This is a genomic window from Enhygromyxa salina (genome assembly GCF_000737335.2).
Lineage (GTDB): Bacteria > Myxococcota_A > Polyangia > Nannocystales > Nannocystaceae > Plesiocystis > Plesiocystis salina_C.
In genome coordinates, this window is the sequence record NZ_JMCC02000021.1 from 1 (window position 1) to 20,086 (window position 20,086).

16 protein-coding genes are annotated in these 20,086 nt (G+C 68.2%); 10 read left to right on the top strand and 6 right to left on the bottom strand.

Going from position 1 to position 20,086, the window contains the following annotated elements:
* Window positions 1–237, top strand: a 237-nt coding sequence (locus DB30_RS09465; protein WP_420870647.1) for a hypothetical protein, incomplete at its 5' end; no start/stop codon positions are given.
* A 164-nt stretch (window positions 238–401) separates the two neighbouring features.
* Window positions 402–2,141, top strand: a complete 1,740-nt coding sequence (locus tag DB30_RS09470; protein ID WP_052548034.1) for a HEAT repeat domain-containing protein — start codon at window positions 402–404, stop codon at window positions 2,139–2,141.
* Between the two features lie 20 nt (window positions 2,142–2,161).
* On the opposite strand, the gene DB30_RS09475 is transcribed toward DB30_RS09470, so the two are convergent.
* Window positions 2,162–2,653: a hypothetical protein gene (locus DB30_RS09475; protein WP_165703680.1), complete on the bottom strand. Its 492-nt coding sequence runs from the start codon at window positions 2,651–2,653 to the stop codon at window positions 2,162–2,164.
* A 78-nt stretch (window positions 2,654–2,731) separates the two neighbouring features.
* Here DB30_RS09475 and DB30_RS09480 point away from each other — a divergent pair, with 78 nt between their 5' ends.
* On the top strand, window positions 2,732–4,006 hold the full coding sequence (locus DB30_RS09480) for a tetratricopeptide repeat protein (RefSeq protein WP_052548038.1): 1,275 nt from the start codon (window positions 2,732–2,734) through the stop codon (window positions 4,004–4,006).
* 14 nt (window positions 4,007–4,020) lie between these two features.
* Here DB30_RS09480 and DB30_RS09485 read toward each other — a convergent pair whose 3' ends face one another.
* From DB30_RS09485 to DB30_RS09495, 3 genes are all read right to left on the bottom strand, one after another.
* A complete protein-coding gene (locus tag DB30_RS09485) occupies window positions 4,021–5,646 on the bottom strand; it encodes a hypothetical protein (protein WP_052548040.1) in 1,626 nt (541 codons plus the stop codon).
* A 94-nt stretch (window positions 5,647–5,740) separates the two neighbouring features.
* Window positions 5,741–6,256, bottom strand: a complete 516-nt coding sequence (locus DB30_RS09490; protein WP_052548043.1) for a low molecular weight protein-tyrosine-phosphatase — start codon at window positions 6,254–6,256, stop codon at window positions 5,741–5,743.
* Entirely contained in the window at window positions 6,253–6,975 is a 723-nt protein-coding gene (locus DB30_RS09495; RefSeq protein ID WP_146658377.1) for a hypothetical protein, read from the bottom strand. Before DB30_RS09495 ends, DB30_RS09490 begins: the two co-directional genes overlap by 4 nt.
* A 299-nt stretch (window positions 6,976–7,274) precedes the next feature.
* Between DB30_RS09495 and DB30_RS09500 the strand changes: the two genes are divergently transcribed.
* On the top strand, window positions 7,275–8,561 hold the full coding sequence (locus DB30_RS09500; RefSeq protein WP_052548047.1) for a DUF5777 family beta-barrel protein: 1,287 nt from the start codon (window positions 7,275–7,277) through the stop codon (window positions 8,559–8,561).
* 7 nt (window positions 8,562–8,568) lie between these two features.
* Entirely contained in the window at window positions 8,569–9,387 is an 819-nt protein-coding gene (locus tag DB30_RS09505; protein ID WP_153258262.1) for a hypothetical protein, read from the top strand.
* A gap of 10 nt (window positions 9,388–9,397) precedes the next feature.
* Here DB30_RS09505 and DB30_RS09510 read toward each other — a convergent pair whose 3' ends face one another.
* On the bottom strand, window positions 9,398–10,282 hold the full coding sequence (locus DB30_RS09510; protein ID WP_052548050.1) for an SDR family oxidoreductase: 885 nt from the start codon (window positions 10,280–10,282) through the stop codon (window positions 9,398–9,400).
* A gap of 185 nt (window positions 10,283–10,467) precedes the next feature.
* Between DB30_RS09510 and DB30_RS09515 the strand changes: the two genes are divergently transcribed.
* From DB30_RS09515 to DB30_RS09535, 5 genes are all read left to right on the top strand, one after another.
* Window positions 10,468–11,523 carry an ATP-binding protein gene (locus DB30_RS09515; protein ID WP_052548052.1) on the top strand — a complete coding sequence of 352 codons (1,056 nt, stop codon included), beginning with the start codon at window positions 10,468–10,470 and terminating at the stop codon, window positions 11,521–11,523.
* 249 nt (window positions 11,524–11,772) lie between these two features.
* Complete coding sequence (locus DB30_RS09520) at window positions 11,773–12,936, top strand: efflux RND transporter periplasmic adaptor subunit (protein ID WP_052548053.1); 1,164 nt, start codon at window positions 11,773–11,775, stop codon at window positions 12,934–12,936.
* Window position 12,937: 1 nt separating this feature from the next.
* Window positions 12,938–16,057: an efflux RND transporter permease subunit gene (locus DB30_RS09525; protein ID WP_052548055.1), complete on the top strand. Its 3,120-nt coding sequence runs from the start codon at window positions 12,938–12,940 to the stop codon at window positions 16,055–16,057.
* Window positions 16,058–16,083: 26 nt separating this feature from the next.
* Window positions 16,084–18,390 (top strand): YfhO family protein, encoded by a 2,307-nt coding sequence (locus DB30_RS09530; RefSeq protein WP_052548057.1) that lies wholly within the window; start codon window positions 16,084–16,086, stop codon window positions 18,388–18,390.
* A 31-nt stretch (window positions 18,391–18,421) separates the two neighbouring features.
* The gene (locus DB30_RS09535) at window positions 18,422–19,375 is read left to right on the top strand and encodes a sulfotransferase domain-containing protein (protein WP_052548060.1); all 954 of its coding nucleotides are present in this window, start codon (window positions 18,422–18,424) and stop codon (window positions 19,373–19,375) included.
* On the opposite strand, the gene DB30_RS09540 is transcribed toward DB30_RS09535, so the two are convergent.
* Window positions 19,348–20,076: a class I SAM-dependent methyltransferase gene (locus DB30_RS09540; RefSeq protein WP_052548061.1), complete on the bottom strand. Its 729-nt coding sequence runs from the start codon at window positions 20,074–20,076 to the stop codon at window positions 19,348–19,350. The genes DB30_RS09535 and DB30_RS09540 overlap by 28 nt on opposite strands.
* Window positions 20,077–20,086: the final 10 nt, after the last annotated feature.

Sequence of the window (20,086 nt, forward strand, 5' to 3'; positions counted from 1 at the left end):
GCCGCCCGCGAGCGCGACGCAGAGGCCCGACGCCCGGCGACGCCCGCACCGGCCCCGGCACGCCGTGCCGCCAACGAAGAGGACGACGTCACCGTCGTCATCAAGCAGCACGCCGCCCTGCGCAAGGGTGAGGCCCCGCCGGAAGAGGAAGAAGAGAAGTCCGGTCGCCGTCGGCGGGCCAAGAAGTCGGCCCGCGTCCCCGCTCGCGGCCGCAGCAAAGCCGGCCGTCGCGGCTAGTCGCAAACTCTCGATCCGCGCGGTCGTTTGGCCGTTGTCTGCAGATGGGCTGGGTTCTCACGAATCCAGCCCATTGTGCATCGCGCGACCGATCGGCGTGAGTCATGCGTTTAGAGCCCCCGCTCAGGGTGCAAACCAGGTAACATTCGCGCCCGAGGCTTCCCATGCGCAAGTTCGTGATCCACTCCCTGTTCGCGGCCGTCCTCGCGGTCACCGTCACCACCACTGCTGCCTGCAATCAGGGCGACCCCAACGCGCTCGAAACCCACGTCAAGAAGCTCGATGACGCGGAAGCGCGGGCCGAGGCGTTCAAGCAGCTCGAGCGGATCGTGTCGGGCATCGCCACCGATCCAGAAGACACCCGCCGGGCAGAGTTCGCCGAGAAGGTGCTGCCCAAGTTCGAGGAGCTCTACTCCGAGGACGACGTCGCGCCCTACCGCGAGCAAATGCTGAACATGGCGATGGCCATGAAGCGGCCCGAGGCCGTCGGCATGTGGAAGAAGGCGCTCGAGATCGACGGGTCCGCCGAGGGCCACAAGCAAGCACTGCTGGCGCTGCAGGGCATCCGCGAGTCCAAGGCCGAGGCCGCCGCGGAGACGATCATCGCCCAATTCACAAAGCTGACAGAGAGCCCCAGCAAGGACATGAGCGAGGGCCAAGAGGGCGCGCTGCGCTACGAGATGGCCCGGACCCTAGGTGAGCTCAAGGCCAAGGCCGCGGTCGCTCCGCTGATCGCCGCGCTCGGTCAGTCCGAAGAGACCCAGCCCAAGGTGGTCTACAAGGCAGCAATCGATGCGCTTGGCCAGATCGGCGACCCAGAGGCGGTCAGCGTGCTGATCTCGGTCCAATTCTCGGTCGCCGACTCGCCCGGCACGCAGTCAATTGGCGAGCGCGCCGTGCGGGCGCTCGGGGCGATCGGCGAGCCCGCCGTGCCCAAGCTGGTCGAGACCATGGAGGGCAAGAACACCAAGGTCAACGAGCTCGCCGCCGAGAAGAACGTGCCCGTGCAGATCGTGCAGCAGAGCGCGGTTCGGATCCTGGGTGTGATCGGCTCGTCCAAGGCGACCGAGGCGATCGTCGCCTACATGCCGCAGAAGGACTGCGCGGGCGACGAGCCCGTTGATCTGGCCGCGCTCGAGGAGAGCGAAGAGGGCTTCGATCAGAGCGCGGCGGTCGGGCTGCGCGCGTTCTCGGCCAACTCGCTCGGGTTCATTGGGGATCCGGCTGCAGTCGCGGCGCTGTGCAACTGTCGCAACGCGACCCACAACCCCGGCGACCTGTGGGAGATCATCTCGGCGCTTGGCCGGATCGGCGGCGACGAGGCGTTCGCGTGCATGGAGAAGATCATGGCGACCGGGTTCTACGACCCCGAAGAAGCCGTGAACTCCGACTTCAAGTACCAGGTCCGCTGGGAGGGCGCGCGCTGGATGATCCTCGCGGCCCCGCCCAGCAAGGCTGCCGCGGCCAAGGCTGCGATCGACACCAACGAGGACAACGTCAAGGCCGAGATCGAGAAGCTGGGTTGGGGCGTCGGCATCGGCGTGCTCGAGTCCTGCAAAGAGGACGTCGCCTGCTACGAGAAGATCCTGTTGGACTCGAGCAAGGGCTGGTTCGAGCGCGAGGTCGCGGCCTTCAACTTCGCCCGCATGTCCAAGCCAGGCGACATCGAGGCGGCCGGCAAGCTGGCCAAGGCGTTCAAGACCCGTGACCCCGAGGCGCGCATCAACATCGCGTGGCTGTCCGCAAGGGTCGCTGGCGGCACGCCTTGCCAGGAGTGCTCGGACGCGCTCGAGGCCGTCATGAATGCCGAAGAGCTGACCAAGGACGCCAACATGCAGGGCGCTTGGCTGACCGCGCGGCAGGCCATGGCCAAGATGACCAGCGGCGGCAGCGGCGGCGAGTAGCGCTCACCGCTGGCGCGGGCTCACAGCTGGCGCGGAGCCGGGGCGATCGAACGCAAGTTCGATCGCCCTCGTCGTTCCAGCTCCTCTGGCGACGGCTCGGCTTGGGTTCCTTGGTAGCTGCGCCGGGCCGCCTCGATCGGACCCTCGCCAAGCCGCTCGAGCCGATGCTCGAACTCCAACAGCAGCGCCGGATCGACGTTGCCGAGCTGTCGCGCGCTGGCGATCGCGGCGCGGGCTCGCGTGACCGCCTGCTCGGCTTCGCGGACCTCATGCTCGAGGCGCGCGCTGTGGTGGATCAACTTGGTGGGATCCGGTGCGCCGTTTTGGCCCGAGATGACGGTTGGCGTCACGGCCGTGCTGTCGGCCCGTGGCGCCGGCCGGCTCTGCGCCAAGCTGGCGAGCCCACCCACGCCGACCGCGGAGACAGCCAACACCGCGACGGCTGTGAGCAGGCGGACGCGCGAACGTGCACGAGTTGGACCGTTGAACTGAGGTCCGGCGGGCTGATTCACCGGCGCAGCATACCAGGGAAGCGCGCGAAAAATTGTTGGGGGGGACGCGGGGGCGGCGTCGGCAACCAGGCGAGACCCATGTCATGCTCGGTCGTGCCGCGCAGCTCGATCCTCGCAGCCCGCCTGTTGTCCCTCGCCTGCATCGCCGCGCTCGGGACGGCCTGCGCAGCCATCACGAGCGGGCAGGGGTCCAGTCAGACGCCCGCGGCCGCGACCGGCACGGAGGATCGCAAGCCTGGATCCGACGCTGCCGACGCGACCGCGGCGGATCCCAACGCGTGGATCGACGAGGCCGAGCGGGCGCTCTCGGGGGGGCAGCCTGCACGGGCGGCGACCTTGTTCGCGCGCTACCTCGGTCAAGATGCCAGCGGCGAGCAAGACCGCCGCGCCTACGCGGGCTTGGCCCGCGCGCACGAATTGCTGGGCGACTTTGACGCTGCGATCCGCGCCTACGACGGCTACCTCGCCCACTTCTCGGATGATCCAAGCGCCCACCTGCTGCTCGCCCGGCGCGGCGCGTGCGAGGCCCAAGTCCTGGCGTGGGAGCGCTCGGCGGCCTCGTATGCGCAGGTGCTCGAGCTTGGCGGCGACCAGCTGATCCCCAGCCAGCGGGTCGAGGCGCTCGCGCGCCAGGGCTTCGCGCTGTATCAGCTCGCGCAGTTCGAGCAGGCCGACGCCGTGCTCGCTCGCGCCGACGCTATTTACGAGGCGGCGACGAGCGGCGAGGCGGCGACGCGCGGCGGACAAGAGCGGTTCTCGGACACCTACTTCGTGGCGATGGCCCGGTTCTATCGCGCCGCGATCTTGCACCTCGAGTTCCGCGCCGCCCGGATCCGGCTGCCCGAGGCCCAAATGAACGCCGACTTCGAGGCCAAGCTCGCGCTGCTCGAGCGGGCGCAGACGGCCTACAACCATGTTGTTCGGGCGCGCCACGTGTACTGGGTGTCGGCGGCTGGCTACCAGCTGGGCTCGATGTTCGAGGAGTTCTACGACGCGATCATGTACGCGCCGGTGCCCGACTGGCTCGACGAGGCCCAGCGGCGCACCTATTACGTCGAGCTCGAAGAGCAGCTGCGACCGGTGATCGACAAGGCCGTGTGGGTGTTCGAGAAGAACCTCGAGACCGCGCGCAAGCTTGGGTACGACAATGAATTCATCGAGCTGACCGAGGCGCAGCTCGGGCACTTGCAGGGGATCGTGCTTGGCCGCGGTGAAGGTGGCGGGCCGATGCCCCGGCTGGCCTCGCGCGAGCCGGGGGACGCGGATGACCCCGACGCGTCGCTGCCTTCACCTCGAGATCAGCTGTCGGCGGTCGAGCGCAAGCTGTTCGTGCCGATGCCGACGACGCTGTAGCAGCTGCTCGAGCTTCATGGGTTGAGCTTGCGGGCCCACCAGTTGGTGCCGCCAACGTCGTATGCGATGGCGGACACGTACACATAGCCAAAGCGATCGACCTCGACCGCGGCGTCAAACCCGAGGAACAGCAGGTTCGGCCCCAGGAACCCGCCGCCGGGGTAGATCTGCTCCCACATCAATTGCCCGCTCGGGTCATATTTGCGGATCGCGAGGTCGCACGACTCGTAGCGAAGCCCCGGGCTCGAGCAGCCCTCGGTCGAGACCGCCACGACCTCGCCCCAGGGATCGATGGCGAGCGCCGCGACGACGCCAAGGTCGGTGATGGGAACCACCACGTCCCACTGCATCGCGCCGTTGGGGTCGTAGCTGCGGACCCAGGACAGGGCCTCGCCGTCGACCGGCGCCTGGCCGCCAACCACCACGCTGCCATCGGCGGCGATGTCGACGGCGTGGAGGATGCCGGCCCCGTAGTCGTTGATCTGTACCTCGTTGACGACCATGCCCTGCGCGTTGAAGCGGCCCATCCACGGCTTGATCGGCGTCTCGGCGAACTGCCCACCCACGAGCACGTAGCTGCCGTCGCTGGCGGCGGCGAAGTCGTAGGCGAAGGGCCGCCCGCTGAGCGCCTCGCTGGGGAAGCGCTCCCACTCGAAGTCCATCGCGTCGGTGTAGCGCCGCACGTAGGTGACCCACTTGTCTTCCTGGGACCCGCCGCTGGCAAAGTAGGTGCCCATGATCAGGACACCGCCGGGGGCTGGCTCGGCGGCGATCGGGTTGTCGGCGTCGTCGGCCATGTCGGGCTGACTGGACCCGTCGAACACCGTCGACTCCATCAGCACGCCCGCGGCGTCGTAGTGGTAGAGCGCCGAGTCGCTCTTGTTGTTGGGCTTGGGGATCGCGCCCGCGACGAAGTACCCGCCGTCCTCGCGCTGGGTCACGGCTGCGCCGTACGCCGAGCCGATCTCGACCTTGTTGGCCCAGCTGGGACCCACCACCCGATCGGTGCGCTGCTGGCTTGCGAGGTCGTCCGTGCGCTGGCCCGTGATCACCAGGTCGTCGCCGTTGGGGCTCACCGCCAGGTCGTAGGCCGCGTCGAGCTGGCCGCTGTCGTAGTCCCAGTTGTCGACCTCGGACCCGCCGGCGGCCATGCCAAGCGTCACGCTCACGCCGTCGCTGATCACCATGTTGTCGGCGGCGTCGGTCGCCTCGGCGGTCAGCTCGTAGGTGCCGTCGAGCTCCGCCCCGCTGGCGACCCACTCGAACGCGTAGCTCGGACCGGGATCATTGGCGAAGGTAGCGATCGTCTCGCCGTCGCGCTTGAACACGACGTAGTTCACGTCCATGTCGAGATCGCTGAGCTCGGCCTCGATCATGATCCCCGAAGCCGAGGTCACGACGCCGGGGTTGGTCGACATGTTGACGGTGAAGCTGACGAACTGCGGTGCGCTGTCGCCGGGGTCACCATCACCGTCGCCGGGGTCGCCGTCGCCGTCGCCGTCGCCAGGATCGCCGTCGCCGTCACCAGGATCGCCGTCGCCGCTGGTCTCGGTCGGGTTGCTGGTCTCGTCGTTCGACGCACCGTCGAAGCAGGCCAGGGGGAGCGCACAGATCAAGGCCACAGCCGATCGCAAGTTCATTGCGACAGTGTACATCGCGCGTCGTCGCGTGATCGTGCCGCGAATCGATCCACACCCGGAGCACGGCTCGGGATCCGTCCGCTGACGCACCGAACTACTGGATCTCGTCGAGCAGCGCCGAGCACCCTGCCGCGATCAACTCGTAGGCCGCGGCGTACTGCCCGGGCCCGCAGCCGATCGGATCCGGCACATCGAGGGCGCGGCCGCTGGCCTTGGGATCCGCGATCGCCCGCAGCATCCGCAGCCGGGCGCGGAACCCCTCGAGCTCGCCAAACGCCGAAGGCGCAGCGAGTCGAGCGATCTTGTCGTAGTTGCGGCGATCCATGACGACGACATGATCGAAGCGGCTCAGGTCATCACGCACGAGCTGGCGACCGGTGCCCGTCAAGGTGATCCCGTGCGCGGCCGCGATCTCGCGCGAGCGCGGGTGCGGGTCGCAGCCCTCGACCGCGTCGGTGCCGGCGCTGTCGATGTGCAGGCGCTCGAGCATGCCGCGGTCCTTGGCGAGCTGGCGAAACACGCCCTCGGCCAGCGGCGAGCGGCACATGTTGGCGTAGCAGACGAACAGCACGCCAACCGGGCGCTGGACGGGTGGAGCCGAGTCGCTCATTGCTCGTAGATCTTGCGCACGTCGGGGTCGTCGTGGAGCGGGGCAAAGGCCAGCTCGACGCCGACCTGCTTCATGAGCTTCTTGTTGCCGCGCTTCTCGAGCTCGGCGAGGTGCTCCTTGGCGAACTCGAGGTCGCCAGCCAGCGCCGACATCTTGGCCAGGTTGAAGACCGGCTCGGCGTACAGCGAGTGGGCGTCGCGGGCCCACACGAAGAAGGGCTCGGCCCGCTCGCTCTCGCCCTTGGTCAACAGGGCCTCGCCGCGCTCGTTGGCGGCCTTGGCCGCGTCGAGCTTGGCGGCTCCGGCCTTGATCGCGTCATCCAGCGCTTTTTTGGCGGCGGCGTCGTCGTTGTCGAGGCTCTTGACCACCTCGAACAGCGCGGGGACTGGGTCTTCGGGCGGGGCGATCTCTTCGCCGCCAGCTTCTGCCCCCGCTTCTGCGCCAGGCTCGACGGCCTCGCCAGCTTCCGCTGCGGCCACTTCACCCGCTTCAGTCCCGCTGGGGGCACCAGCCTCTGCACCGGCCGGCTCGACCGCTGCGCCACCAGCCTCCGCGGCAGCGCTGGCTTCTGCATCAGCCGGAGCGCTCGAATCTGCCCCGTCAGCGGGCTTGGCCGCTGCGCTGGTTGCCTCGGCCGAGTCGCCGTCGCCCTTGCACGCTGACGATGTCGAGATGAGGATCGAGAGGACAGCCACGAGACCGCTGGAGAGGCGCTGCATCGGAAAATCCTAGCTTTTTTAGACCCCCACAGACAGCTTGGCACTTCGCCGACTGCAGCCGCTTCGCGTCTTGTCGCTTCGCTCCTCGGGGCTGGCTGTTCGCTGTCGCATGTGTGGCCCCCTAAAAGGCCTAAAAGGGGCTCCGGGGGCTTCGGCGGAGGTGGTCGTTGGCCCCCACAGACACCTGGGTTCAGACGCGGTTTGGCTGGGGTCGCGGCGGCTTGACACTCCAGCAACTTTGGGGGGTGGGGCAACTCGTGCCCACGGGCGCTCATGTGTGACGTAAGCTGTGGCCGCCCATGCTGCTCGCGACCTTGCTGCTCCCGCTCGCGTTTGCGCCACCCGAAGCCGGTGGTGAACTCGCGGCTGCCCAGGCGATCTTCGACGAGTCGTGCACGCTCTGCCACGACTCCAGCGACGACGTGCTCAACCTCGAGGACATCGGCGCGCTGGTCGGCGTGCCGTCGACGACCGGCAAGCCCTACGTTGACCCGGGCAACCCCAACGGCAGCTACCTCTACATGAAGATGGTCGGCGCCGAGGGGATCGAGGGCGAGACGATGCCAATGGGCGACGACCCGCTGCCCGTGGATCAGCTGACCGTCGTCCAGCAGTGGATCGCGGCGCTGCCGCCCGCGAACACCCAGAAGGATCCCGCGGGTGAAGGTGAGACCGGCGAGGGCGAGACCGGCGAGGGCGAGGTCGGCGACGGCCCCGGCGTGCACACCAACGTCCAGCCACCCACGCCGCCCAAGCGCAAGCCCAAAGAGCCGTTCTTTGGGACCTTCCAGATGAACCTGCCGACCACGACCACGCTCGGCAAGAAGGTCATCGCGTATCGCATCCACCACCGGCTTGGATTGGTTGGCGGCCCAGGCGACCGCACCTATATCGGCCTCGCTGGCGGCGCGACGATCAGCATGGGCATCGAGTACGGCGTGATCGACGGCCTCGATCTGGTCCTGCGCTGGACCAGCTCACGGCTCGACTGGGAGCTTGGCGCCAAGTACGTGCCGATCCGCCAAGAGGCGGGCAAGCCGGTGTCGTTCGGCGTGTACGCCAGCTTGGAGGCGCTGACCGACTTCCCAAGCAACTCGGTCAACCCGATCACGGGCAACTTCCAGCTCATGCTCAGCCGCTTGTGGTTCGAGCGCTGGAGCACCCAGCTGACGGTCAACTACTCGCTGCTGACCAACCACTCACCCACGGTGCTCTACGACTTTGGCGAGGGCAACGGCCCCGAGCCGGTGACCGACAACCGCGGCACGCTCAACGCCGGCGTTGTCAGCACGGTATGGCTGGGCAAGAAGAAGAAGCACGGGATCGACCTCGAGTACCAGCTGCCGATCCCGGTTGATGCGTTTTACTATCGCGGCGGTGACGTCGACCCGGGCGGCACCAAGATCGGCTCGTGGGGCTTGGGCTGGTCGGCGCGCACGGGCATGCATGTGTTCCAGGTGTTCGTGACCAACACGCGAAATATGCACACCAACTTGGTCGCCCCAGGCGGGGACACGGCCAACCCCTTCTCGCCGTTTGGCGACTTCTTCTTCGGCTTCAACATCACCCGCAAGTGGAAGCTCTGATATGCACATGATGAACCGAAGCTACGGAATCTGTGGGTTGCTGCTGCTCAGCTCGGGCTGCGGCCTCGAGCCAGTCGGCGAGGGCGGTGGCGAGGACGCGATCCCGCCCGCGGTCCAGCAGGCGTTTGACGAGAGCTGCGCCACCAGCACGGGCTGCCACGGGGCAGGGGCCGGTCAGGTCGTGCTCTCGGCGCCCGAGAGCGGGCAGATCCTGATGACCAGCTCGAGCAGCGGCGGCGGTCCGTTCGTGACCCTTGGCGATCTCGAGGCCTCGTACATCGCTCAGAAGATCTTGGGCGGGCCCAACATCACCGGTGGTCCCATGCCACCCTCACCTCAGAGCCCCGACGACTCGCTCAACCAGGCGATCATCATTGGCTGGATCGCCGGGGTCCCGATCGCAGAGGGCGGCAGCGGTGACGGCGACGGCGATGGCGAGGGCGACGGCGATGGCGATGGCGACGGCGAGCCCGCGCCCACCTGCTACATCGAGGCCCCGGTGCCCGCGATGCCCAGCTACGAGACCGACATCTGGCCGATCATCGAGAACCGCTGCGGTGTCGCGGGTTGTCACGCGGATCTCAGCGGCCCGCTGATGCCCGACGCGATGACCAGCTACGACAACTTCGTCAGCGTGATGGCCGTTGGCGCGGCGCTCAACCTCGTCGAGCCGCTGTCGGCGGATGACAGCTACCTGTGGCACAAGCTCATGGGCACCCAGGCCTCGGTCATGGGCAGTGGCTCGACGATGCCGCTCACGGGGGCGCTGTGTCCGATCGAGGTCCAGGCGATCTACGCCTGGATCAACTCGGGCGCCGAGCTGTAGCGTCCCCCAGTCAGGACTTCGGCTTGCGCTTGGCGAGGCCCTGCTCGACCAGCGCCTCGCTGACCTCCCAGAGCCGCTTGGCCGCTTCGTCGTCCTGGGCGGCAGCGATTTGCTTGCCGGGCCGACACTTGTCGTAGTAGCCGCCGGTCTTGCCCTCGAGCTCCGGGGCGCTCGCCAGGTAGATCGAGGTCTGGGCGCCGCGCTCGGGCCCGATCAAGAACGGGCGTGCGATGCTGATCGCGGCGCGTGCGAACACGTTTGACACGTCGCCGTCGCGGGCGAACCCGGTCCGCACGACACCCGGGTGCAGGGAGTTGGCGGTCACGCCTTCGAACCGGCGACCGAGCTCGTTGGCGAACAAGATGTTGGCCAGCTTGGACGCGCTGTAGGCCGCCCACCCCTTGTACGCGCGCTCGAACATCAGGTCGTCGAAGTTCAGCCCAGACCGGGCGCCGCGATGGGCATCTGAAGCCACCACCACGACCCGCGCCGACGCGGCCTCGAGGTGCGCGCGCAACAGCTGAGTCAGAAAAAAGTGCCCAAGATGATTCACGCCAAAGGTCATCTCGAAGCCCTCGTCGGTGACGCGACGGGTGTCGAGCACGCTGCCCGCGTTGAGGACCAAGACGTCGAGCCGCGGGTACTTGGCGAGGAATTGCTTGGCGAACTGCTCGATCGAGCGGAAGCTCGAGAGGTTCAACTCCATGCAGTCGACCTGTTGTTTGTTGACGATCTCGCGAAGTTCGGCCCGGGCGACGTCGCCCTTGCGAAGGTTGCGACTGGTGAACACCACCTTCGCGCCCATGCGAGCCAAGCCGATCGCGGTGTACCTTCCGATCCCAGAATTTCCCCCGGTGATCAGCACGGTCTTCCCGCTCATGTCGACGTCAGCCATGGGCGGCGAGCATAGTCCTCTGTGTCGCCATGGTCGATGGATCAGGCAGCCGCGCCGGGTCGCGCGCCATGTCGCGCGTCATGTCACCGAAGTGATCCGTGGATCAGCCCGCCGCCCCTTGCGATGCCGTCCACGAACTGCCGGCCTCGCCCGAGCCGAAGACAGCTGTTAGCCTGCGCCCACGCATGTACCTCGAACGGACTCGCGTCGTCGGGCTCGGACCTTTTGATCACATCGAGGTCGAGTTCTGCGATCGGCCCGGGGAGCCGCGGCTGCTGACGGTCATCCACGGTGACGGGGGAACGGGCAAGACCGCGCTGTTGTCGGCGATCTCGGCCACACGCCCCGCGCACCACGTGGTCCAGACCTCCGTGTGGCGGCGGCCGGGTGCAACGCCGCACGTGGTCTGTGACTGGCGGCTCGGGGCGGAAGACCCCGAGCGACCCCACGCGCTGCGGGTCTCGACGCCTGGTGTCACGGTCGAGGGGGACGACCAAGCCGAGCAGCTGCGCCGCCGCGAGCTCGTGCATTTTGATCGCATGTTGGCCGAGAAGGGCGGGTTCGCGTTCGTGGGGATCCCGGGCTCGCGCCGGTTTCCGCGCGGGTCGCTGGTGATCGGGGATCCCGCGCGGACGGTGCTCCGCGCCGACACCCGCGGAGCGCCCGGTTTTCAGGACCAGAACGGGGTTGAGCTCACGCGACCGATCAAGCTGCTGCTTGGGTACGCGGGCCTGTCAACCGCGCTCGCGGGTGACTCGCGGGGGGAGAGCGGCGCCGATCCTCGCTGTCTGGGCGTTGCGATCCACGAAGCGCTCGACGAGCTGTTGGGCTTGGCCGGGTTTAACTATCGCGGTCTCTCGCCGCGGACCTTCGAGCCGCGCTTCGAGACGCCCGGCGGCGAGGTCCTGCCGTTCGACGCGCTGCCGGCCCAGGTCCGCCAGCTGGTCTGCTTTGCCACGATCCCCACGCATCAGCTGTGGGTCGCCAACCGGGGGGCCGACCCCCGCCACTGCGAGGGCACCGTGCTGATCGACGATGTCGAGCTCAACCTGTCGGCTGCGGTGCAGCTCGAGCTCATCGGGAGTCTGCGCCGGATCCTGCCCAAGGCCCAGTGGGTGCTGGCCACGTCGAGTCCGGCGCTTGCGCACGCGGCCACGCTGGGCAGCACGGTCACGCTGCGGCGCGAGGCGGGCTCGGATCGGATCGCCGCCTACGAGGGCGAGCTCTCGCTAACACACTAGGTTTGACCCCCACAGGCGGTTTCGCACTTCGCGGTCACTCGCTTCGCTCGCTCCCAAGCGGCCGTTTGTTCGCAGGGGTATGTGTGGCCCCCTAGAAGGGGGCTCTCGTCTGACCACCTGGAGTTGGGTGGGTGCCTCTCCATTTACGTGTGTGGCTTTGACCGCCGTCTGCAGCCGGTGGCGCGTCTGGTCGCTTCGCTCCTGGGCGCAACCCTGCTAAGACGCCCGCGTCGCCGGAGTTCGTTCGACATGCGCTACGTCATCGCCATAATCGGTCTGCTGCTGGTCATCGGCGGGCTGGTGTTCGTCAAGGGCTCGCAGATCTCGATGCTCATGGGCATGGGCGAGGCGATGGAGCAGGCCGGGCCGCCGCCGGAGGCCGTGAGCACCGTGCCCGCCACCGCGCAGACCTGGGAGGCCAGCCTGCAAGCCGTTGGCACCGTGGCCTCGGTCCGGGGGGTCCAGATCAGCGGCGAGGTGCCCGGCGTCGTCGTGCGCATTGGGTTCGAGTCGGGGGCGCTGGTCGAGGCCGGCGACGTGCTCGTCGAGCTCGACAGCCGCGTCGAGCGGGCGCAGCTGGCCGCTTCCCAGGTCACGCGCGACCTCGCGGTCACCACCGCCCGGCGCACGCGTGAGCTCGACGCGGCCGGCGTCGAGCCTCAGGCCCAGCTCGACATCGACGAGTCGGCGCTGCGCCAGGCCACGGCGCAGATCGAGGTGTTGCGGGCTCAGATCGCCCGCAAAGTGATTCGGGCCCCGTTCGCGGGCCGGCTGGGGATTCGCGAGGTCAACCTTGGCCAGTACCTCAACGCGGGCGCCGCGATCACAACCCTCGAGGCAGTGGATGGCGCCTACGTCGATTTCGAGCTGCCTCAGCACCAACGGCGCGACCTCGCGACCGGCTTGCGCGTGCGGCTTTCGGTCGAGGGGGCGCCCGAGCTCGACGACGAGGGGACGATCGTTGCGATCGAGCCCAGCGTCGATCCGTCTACGCGCATGGTCTTGGTCCGGGCGCTGGTCGCTACACCGCAAAGCGCGCTCGAGCCCGGCATGTTCGTGCGTGTCGAGGTCGTGCTCCCCGAGCAGCGTCAGGTGGTGAGCGTGCCGATGACCGCGGTCGTCCACGCGTCCTACGGGGACTCGGTGTTCGTGATCGACGCACCGCAGGAACCACAGCCAGGCGCGACGGGTCCACCGACGGGCCCAGACGGTGCGCCAATCAAGCTCGCCCGCCAGCAATTCGTGCAGCTCGGCGAGCGCCGCGGGGACTTCGTGGCCGTGCTCGACGGTGTGCTGGCTGGCGAAGAGGTCGTCGTTGCCGGCGCCTTCAAGCTCCGCAACAACGCGCCGGTGGTGGTGAACAACACCGAGGTGCTCGACGCCAAGCTCGAGCCAACCCCACAGAATCGCTAGCATGGCGGTCACCGACACCTTCATTCGGCGCCCGGTCCTGGCGTTGGTCGTGAACCTGGTGATCATCATCGCCGGGCTGCAGGCGCTGGGCTCGCTCAACGTTCGCCAATACCCCAAGCTCGAGAGCGCCAGCGTCGTGGTCCGCACGGTCTACGTGGGCGCCGACGCCGAGCTGGTGCGTGGGTTCATCACGACCCCGCTCGAGCGCGCGATCGCGGCGGCCGACGGGATCGACTTCATCGAGTCGCAGAGCGTGCAGGGCCTGTCAACGATCAGCGTGCGGCTGACCCTCGACTACAACGCCTCCGACGCGCTCGCCGACATCAGCGCGCGGGTCGATCAGGTCCGGGCCGACCTGCCCCCCGAAGCCCAGATCCCGACGATCAACATCGAGCCTTCAGACGCCCAGATCGCGGCGATGTACCTCAGCTTTGGCTCGACGGTGCTCGATGAAAACCAGGTAACGGACTACTTGCTGCGGGTGGTCCAGCCGCGGCTGTCCGCGCTGCCGGGCGTGCAGCGGGCCGACATCCTTGGCGGCCGCACCTTCGCGCTGCGGGCCTGGCTCGACCCGCGGCGGATGGCGGCCAAGGGCGTGAGCCCCTCGCAGGTCCGCGCCGCGCTGGCTGCCAACAACACCCTGGCGGCGATCGGGCAGACCAAGGGCGCGCTGGTTCAGATCAACCTGACCGCGGACACCGGGCTCGAGACCGTCGAGCAATTTCGGCGCTTGGTCGTGCGCGAGTCCAGCGACGCGCTGGTCCGGCTCGAAGACGTGGCCGAGGTCGTGCTCGGGGCCGACGACTACGAGCAAGCGGTCCGCTTCTCCGGGGAGGAGGCGGTGTTCATGGGGGTGTGGGTGCTGCCCAACGCCAACTCGCTCGACGTGATCGAGGGGGTCCGCGACGAGATGGCGCTGCTGCAAGCCGAGCTCCCCACGGGGATGCAGGCCAACGTCGCGTTCGACTCGACCAAGTACATCGACGACGCGATCAGCGAGGTCGCCAAGACGCTGAGCGAGACCGTGCTCATCGTCATCGTGGTGATCTTCTTGTTCCTGGGCTCGCTGCGGACCGTGCTGGTGCCGTTGGTGGCGATCCCGGTGTCGCTGATCGGCGCCGTGTTCCTCATGCAGGTGTTCGGGTTCACGGTCAACCTGCTCACGCTGCTGGCGATCGTGCTCTCGGTTGGGCTGGTCGTCGACGACGCGATCGTGATCGTCGAGAACGTCGAGCGGCACATCCGCGATGGCAAGACGCCGAAGCAAGCGGCGCTGCTTGGCGCCCGCGAGCTGGTCGGGCCGATCATCGCCATGACGGTCACCTTGGCCGCCGTCTACGCCCCGATCGGCCTGCAGGGCGGGCTGACCGGCGCGCTGTTCCGGGAGTTCGCGTTCACGCTGGCGGGCGCGGTGTTCATCTCGGGGATCGTCGCGCTCACGCTCTCGCCGATGATGGCCTCGCGCTTGCTGAAGCCGGATCAGCGGCGCGGGTGGCTGGGTCGATCCGTCGACGCGGGGTTCAACTTCGTGCGGCGTGTGTACGTCCGCATGCTCGCCGCCACGCTGCGCGCGCGGCCGGCCGTCTACATCGTCTGGATCACCCTGTCGCTGCTGACGATCCCGATGTACCTGCTGTCGCCCGCCGAGCTCGCCCCCAACGAGGATCAGGGCACCGTGTTTGGGGCGATCAACGCGCCCGCCAACGCCTCGCTCGAGCAGATCACCTTCTACACAGAGCAGGTCGGGAGGGTGTTCCAGGCGTCGCCAGAGTTTGACCACAGCTTTCAGCTGACCTTCGCCAGCGGCGGGTTTGGGGGCATGTTGCTGAAGCCGTGGGACGAGCGCGAGCGCACCGTGTTCGAGGTTCAACACGAGGTCAACACGGCGCTGGGCAGCATCACGGGGATCCGGGCGCCGGTGTTCTTGCCGGCCGCGCTGCCAAGCTCGGGGTTCTTGCCGATCGAGTTCGTGATCGCTTCAACCGACAGTCACGAGCAGATCCTGCAGGTCGCCGAGCAGGTCGTGCAGGCGGCGATCGACAGCGGCGAGTTCGCGTTCCCGCCCTTCGTCGACGTGCAGATCGATCAGCTCGAGACCGAGATCGTGATCGATCGCGACAAGGTGGCCGCGATGGGGCTCACCATCCAGCAAGTTGGCGCCGACCTCGGGACCATGCTTGGCGGCAACTTCGTCAACCGCTTCGACATCGACGGCCGCGCGTACAAGGTGATCCCCCAGATCCAGCGCGCCGATCGGCTGGTGCCCGAGCAGCTCGAGCAGATCTACATCACCGGGCCCGCAGGAACGCTGATCCCGCTGTCCGCCGTCGCCAGCTTGCGCGACGATGTGGCGCCCCGCAGCCTCAACCGGTTTCAGCAGCTCAACGCGGTCAAGATCTCTGGCGTGGCGACCCGCTCGCTCGACGGCGGCCTGAAGGTGCTCGAGGACGCCGCGGCCAAGGTCATGCCGCCGAGCTACCAGGTCAACTACACGGGCGAGTCCCGCCAGCTGCGGCAAGAGAGCGGCAAGTTCCTGCCGGCGATGGGCCTGTCGGTGTTGCTGATCTTCTTGGTGCTCGCCGCCCAGTTCAACTCGTTTCGAGACCCGTTTGTGATCCTGGCCGGCTCGGTTCCGCTGGCGATGTTCGGGGCGCTCGCGTTCACCTTCTTGAAGTTCTCTGGGCCGCCTGGAATGGGCTTTGCGCTCACCGATGGGTGGACCACCACGCTCAACATCTACTCGCAGGTGGGCCTGGTGACGCTCGTGGGCCTGGTGGCCAAGAACGGGATCTTGATCGTGGAGTTTGCCAACGCGCAGCAAGAGCTCGGGGCCAGCAAGCTCGAGGCGATCGAGCTCGCCGCGTCGACCCGCTTGCGACCGGTGTTGATGACGACGGTCGCCACGGTCGTCGGTCACTTTCCGTTGACGCTGGTGACCGGCGCGGGGGCGGTCGCGCGCAACTCGATCGGCATCGTGCTGGTCGGCGGGATGACGATCGGGACCCTCTTCACGCTGTTCGTGGTGCCTTCGGTGTATATGCTGATCGCCAAGCAGCACACTCGGGACGAGGACGAGGACGAGGACGAGGGCAAGGACGAGGGCGAGGGCGAGGATCCCTGAGGTCGCTCCTCAGCGCGGGCGCGATCATGACCGGCACGGCTTCAGCACAGGTCAAGCAGTGGGCCGCGATCGCAGCCCTGTGCGTGGTGTGTGCGCTCGTGGGCCTGCGCGACTTCGTCTCGGGCAAGCTCAGCCCCTTCTTTGGCGACATCCGCTTCACCCACCACCCGCTGCTGCGGGCGGGTGCGCGCCGCGACGGACGCTGGCCGCTGTGGAGCGACCACATCTTCAACGGCTACCCGATCTTCGCCGACTCGCAGGCCGCCCAATATTATCCGCCGAACTGGGTCGTGCGCTGGTGGGACGACCCCGACGCGTTCACGGCCTTCTTGTTGTTGCACGTCGTGATCGCCGGGATCGGCATGGTCGCGTGGTTGCGCGGCCACGGGTTTGGGTTGCCGGCGCAGCTGACCGGCGCGGTGTGCTTCGCGTTCTCGGGTCCGTTCTCGAGCCTTGGCATGCACCTGGGGCTGTTTGCGGTGCTCGCCTGGATCCCCGCCTGGCTCGCGGCCGTGCACCGCGTGACCCGGGTGCCGGGGTTTGTCTCGGTCGCGATCGCGGGCCTGGTGCTGGGGGCGCTGATCCTCGCGGGCGGTCCCCAGATGCTGGCCGCGGCCGCGCTGTTGACCGCGGCATACTGCGTGGGGTTGGCGGTCCAGCACCGCGACGATTGGCGCCCGCGTGGCCTGGCCCAGCGCTCGGGTTTGATCGCGGCCAGCGTGATCGTGGGCGCGTGCGTGGGCGGCGTGGCCTTGCTGCCGCAGCTCGAGTTCATCCCGCTGTCACAGCGCTCGCTCGGGCTCGAGCTTGGGTTTGCCTCGGATCCCCACCTGGCCCCGCACTCGCTGTGGCGGTTCTTGGCCAGTCCCACGCTGCCGCGGCCGGCCGGCGAAGAGGCCGACCCGCTCGAGCTCTACGCCGGGACGCTGAGCGTAATCCTGGCGATCGTCGGGCTGGTCACCGCGCTGCGTGGCAAGCACCGCCGCGCGCACGCGGGGGTCGTCGTGGCCTTGGCTGGCGTCGCGGCGCTGACGATCTTCGCCTCGCTCGGGCCGGCGACGCCGGTGTTTGGCTGGGTCGTCGAGTGGGTCCCCGGGTTTGGCTATTTTCGGGCGCCCTCGCGCTTGATCTGCCTGGCCAGCGTTGCGCTGGCGTATGCGTGCGCGCTGGGGCTCGAGCTGCATCGGCGCGGCCACGTCCGCGCTCGCTTGCTGCTTGGGGTCGCCGGGGTCGTCGTGCTCGTCCCGGGGATCGCGGCGTTGACCCGCGAGACCTACGGCGGCGAGCGGTGGGGGCTGCTCGCCGCGCTGCTCGTGGGTGTTGGCGTCGCCGCGCTCGCGCTTGGCGAGCGCTGGCGCGAGCGGGCCGGCTGGGTGATCGTCGCGGTCACCGTGATCGATCTGGTCGGGCTGGCCGCGCCGCGCAGCCCGTTCGCCAAGCGCAGCCGCGACGAACCTCCAACCGCGCGCGAGCTCGACGGCCGGGTGATGCAGAGCCTGGAGTACATCGGCGAGCGCGAGCCCGATCCGATCGCGGCCCGGGTCATGATCGCCGAGGGCCTTGGCTACGGGAGCTACAACCACACGATCCTGCGCGGGCTCGACGGCGTGTCTGGCTACAACGGGACCAGCTTGCTGCGCTTCTTGGACGTGATGCACCTGATCGAGACGGGCAGCTTCTACCCGCGCACCGGTCTGTACCGTGACGAGACCGCGCTCAAGCCCCGCCAGTTCGACGCGCGCATCGACATGTTGGGCGCGCCGTACATCGTCAGCCACGCCGCGCTCAACACCCCTCGCTACAAGTTTCTGCGGCGGCTCTACACGGATCACAAGACCGAGCGGGTCTCGTTCAACAAGCACGCCGTGCCGCGGGCGTACCTCAGCACCAAGACGATCGTCGCGCCCACGCTTGGCGAGCGCGAGGCTGCGCTGCGAACGTTTGATCCCGCCCACGAGACCGTCGTCGAGGATCCCAGCCTGGCGCTCAATGGCGCGGCCAGCATCGAGCCCGTCCCGCTCGCGCGCCCACGCCCCGAACACTTGATCCTCGAGTGTGAGCCGCAGGAGCCGGCGCTGCTCGTGATCACCGACAGCTACTACCCGGGCTGGCGCGCCACCGTCGATGGCATCGAGACGCCGATCGTCCCCGTCAACCATATGTTTCGCGGGGTCCCGCTCGAACCTGGTGCCCACGTCGTCGAGCTGGTGTTTCGCCCGCTCAGCTTTGCGATCGGCTGGCGCCTGAACATCGGCATGCTGGCCTTGCTGGCGCTGGGCATGGCCTGGACCAGCCACCGCCGGCGCGGCGCGAGTAAACCCCTCTCCAGTTGACCCGGTCGGGGCGGCGCGGGACCATCGTTGCGTGTCCAAGCTCGTGTCTGGCAAAACCACGCTTCTGAGCCCGATGACACCGATGGTGTTGCTGGTGCGGGCCGCCGCGAGGCTCGGTCGGGCTCGGCCTGCGCTGGGCTTCATCGTGAACAACGGGATGATGCCGCCCGACAGCAAGGTGTTTCGCGGCTACACGCCAACCCAGTCCGACGTGTTCGTGACGACCTTCCCCAAGAGCGGCACCAATTGGGGCATGCAGATCTGTCAGCAGATCGCCCACCGCGGCGCCGCCGAGTTCGACCACATTCACGAGGTGGTGTGCTGGCCCGAGGCCCCGATGCCCGAGGTGGTCAAGTTCAACGATCCGGGCCCAGCCAGCGCCTCGCCCACCGGCCTGCGCGTGATCAAGACCCACCTGCGCGCGGCGATCGTGCCCTACGCGGCCGAGGCCAAGTACTTCACGATCATCCGTGATCCCAAAGAAGTCGTGGTCTCGTCGTACCTGTTCTTGCTGGGCTTGATGGGTATTCAACACCGGGTCACGCCGTCACAGTGGGTGGATTGGTGGTGTGATCCGTCGTTCCTTGGCGGCGCGTGGGCCGAGCACACCAAGGGGTTTTGGGCCATGCGTGATCGGCCAAACGTGGTCGTGCGCAGCTTCAACCAGGTCAAGGCCGACCTGGGCGGAACCATCGACGCGGTCGCCGAGCTGATGGGGGTCGAGCTGAGCGCGAGCGAGCGGGCCGCGGTCGCCGAGCGCGGAAGCTTCGCCTACATGAAGCAGCACGAGTCGCAGTTCGCCCCGCCGCCGGTCCCCTTGGCCAAGCCAGACCAGGCCCCCAACATGATCCGTCGCGGCGCGGCCGGGGGCTCCGACGAGCTCATCGACGCGGCCCAGCGCGCTCGGATCAACGCGTTCAGCCGGGCGCGGCTGCGCGAGATCGGGTCCGACTTTCCCTACGACGAGCTGTTCGCGGCCAACTGAGGATCGGGCGACTCGGGCTTGTCACCGCGGGCCAGATACAGCTGGCCGCCGTGCTGCTTGGTGCTGGGGAGTGGGTCTCGCGCGTAGTTCGTGGCCAGCCGCTCGAGGGGGGTCCAGGTCCGTCGGCGGATGTCGGCGCGCGCGACCAGGTTGACCATGCGGCCCTGAAAGTCGGGCTTGTCCGCGTACACGTCCACGACCACGCAGCGACCACCCGGCGCCAGCAACCCCCACAGCCGCTCGAAGGCCTGCTCCCAGTCTGGAAAGGCGGTGAGGCCAAGGAACACGTGCAGACGATCGATCCGCGGCGGCGCTTGATTGGGCGCGGACACGGCGGTTGCGAGCGCGCTGGGATCGAGGGTGCGGACGTCGTGCTCGAGCAGGTGCACGTGATCCCAGCCCCGCAACCCCGCTCGCTTGCTGGCCTGGGCGAGCATGCCCGCAGAGAAGTCCACGCCGATCAGCGTCCCGGTGTTGGTGATCCGCGGGGCGATCTCATCGAAGCTCTGGCCCGTGCCACAGGGGAGATCGAGCACCGTGTGGCCCGGCGCGAGCGCGAGCGCGTTGGCGGCGAGGCCGCGCTGCTCGCGGTACAGGGGCTCGAGCGAGCGATCGTAGAACCCCGAGAACATGTCGTACCAGCCCATGGCGTAGCCTGGATATACCAGCTGGGCGCGGGCGCTCGAGTGCTTGGATCCCATCGCGTTGCAG

What these genes read in the sequence shown, in the direction of transcription:
- DB30_RS09470 (WP_052548034.1), top strand. Translation starts at nt 402, where the DNA reads ATGCGCAAGTTCGTGATCCACTCCCTGTTCGCGGCCGTCCTCGCGGTC.
- DB30_RS09480 (WP_052548038.1), top strand. Translation starts at nt 2,732, where the DNA reads ATGTCATGCTCGGTCGTGCCGCGCAGCTCGATCCTCGCAGCCCGCCTG.
- DB30_RS09485 (WP_052548040.1), bottom strand. Translation starts at nt 5,646, where the DNA reads ATGAACTTGCGATCGGCTGTGGCCTTGATCTGTGCGCTCCCCCTGGCC.
- DB30_RS09490 (WP_052548043.1), bottom strand. Translation starts at nt 6,256, where the DNA reads ATGAGCGACTCGGCTCCACCCGTCCAGCGCCCGGTTGGCGTGCTGTTC.
- DB30_RS09495 (WP_146658377.1), bottom strand. Translation starts at nt 6,975, where the DNA reads ATGCAGCGCCTCTCCAGCGGTCTCGTGGCTGTCCTCTCGATCCTCATC.
- DB30_RS09500 (WP_052548047.1), top strand. Translation starts at nt 7,275, where the DNA reads ATGCTGCTCGCGACCTTGCTGCTCCCGCTCGCGTTTGCGCCACCCGAA.
- DB30_RS09505 (WP_153258262.1), top strand. Translation starts at nt 8,569, where the DNA reads ATGATGAACCGAAGCTACGGAATCTGTGGGTTGCTGCTGCTCAGCTCG.
- DB30_RS09510 (WP_052548050.1), bottom strand. Translation starts at nt 10,282, where the DNA reads ATGGCTGACGTCGACATGAGCGGGAAGACCGTGCTGATCACCGGGGGA.
- DB30_RS09515 (WP_052548052.1), top strand. Translation starts at nt 10,468, where the DNA reads ATGTACCTCGAACGGACTCGCGTCGTCGGGCTCGGACCTTTTGATCAC.
- DB30_RS09520 (WP_052548053.1), top strand. Translation starts at nt 11,773, where the DNA reads ATGCGCTACGTCATCGCCATAATCGGTCTGCTGCTGGTCATCGGCGGG.
- DB30_RS09525 (WP_052548055.1), top strand. Translation starts at nt 12,938, where the DNA reads ATGGCGGTCACCGACACCTTCATTCGGCGCCCGGTCCTGGCGTTGGTC.
- DB30_RS09530 (WP_052548057.1), top strand. Translation starts at nt 16,084, where the DNA reads ATGACCGGCACGGCTTCAGCACAGGTCAAGCAGTGGGCCGCGATCGCA.
- DB30_RS09540 (WP_052548061.1), bottom strand. Translation starts at nt 20,076, where the DNA reads ATGGGATCCAAGCACTCGAGCGCCCGCGCCCAGCTGGTATATCCAGGC.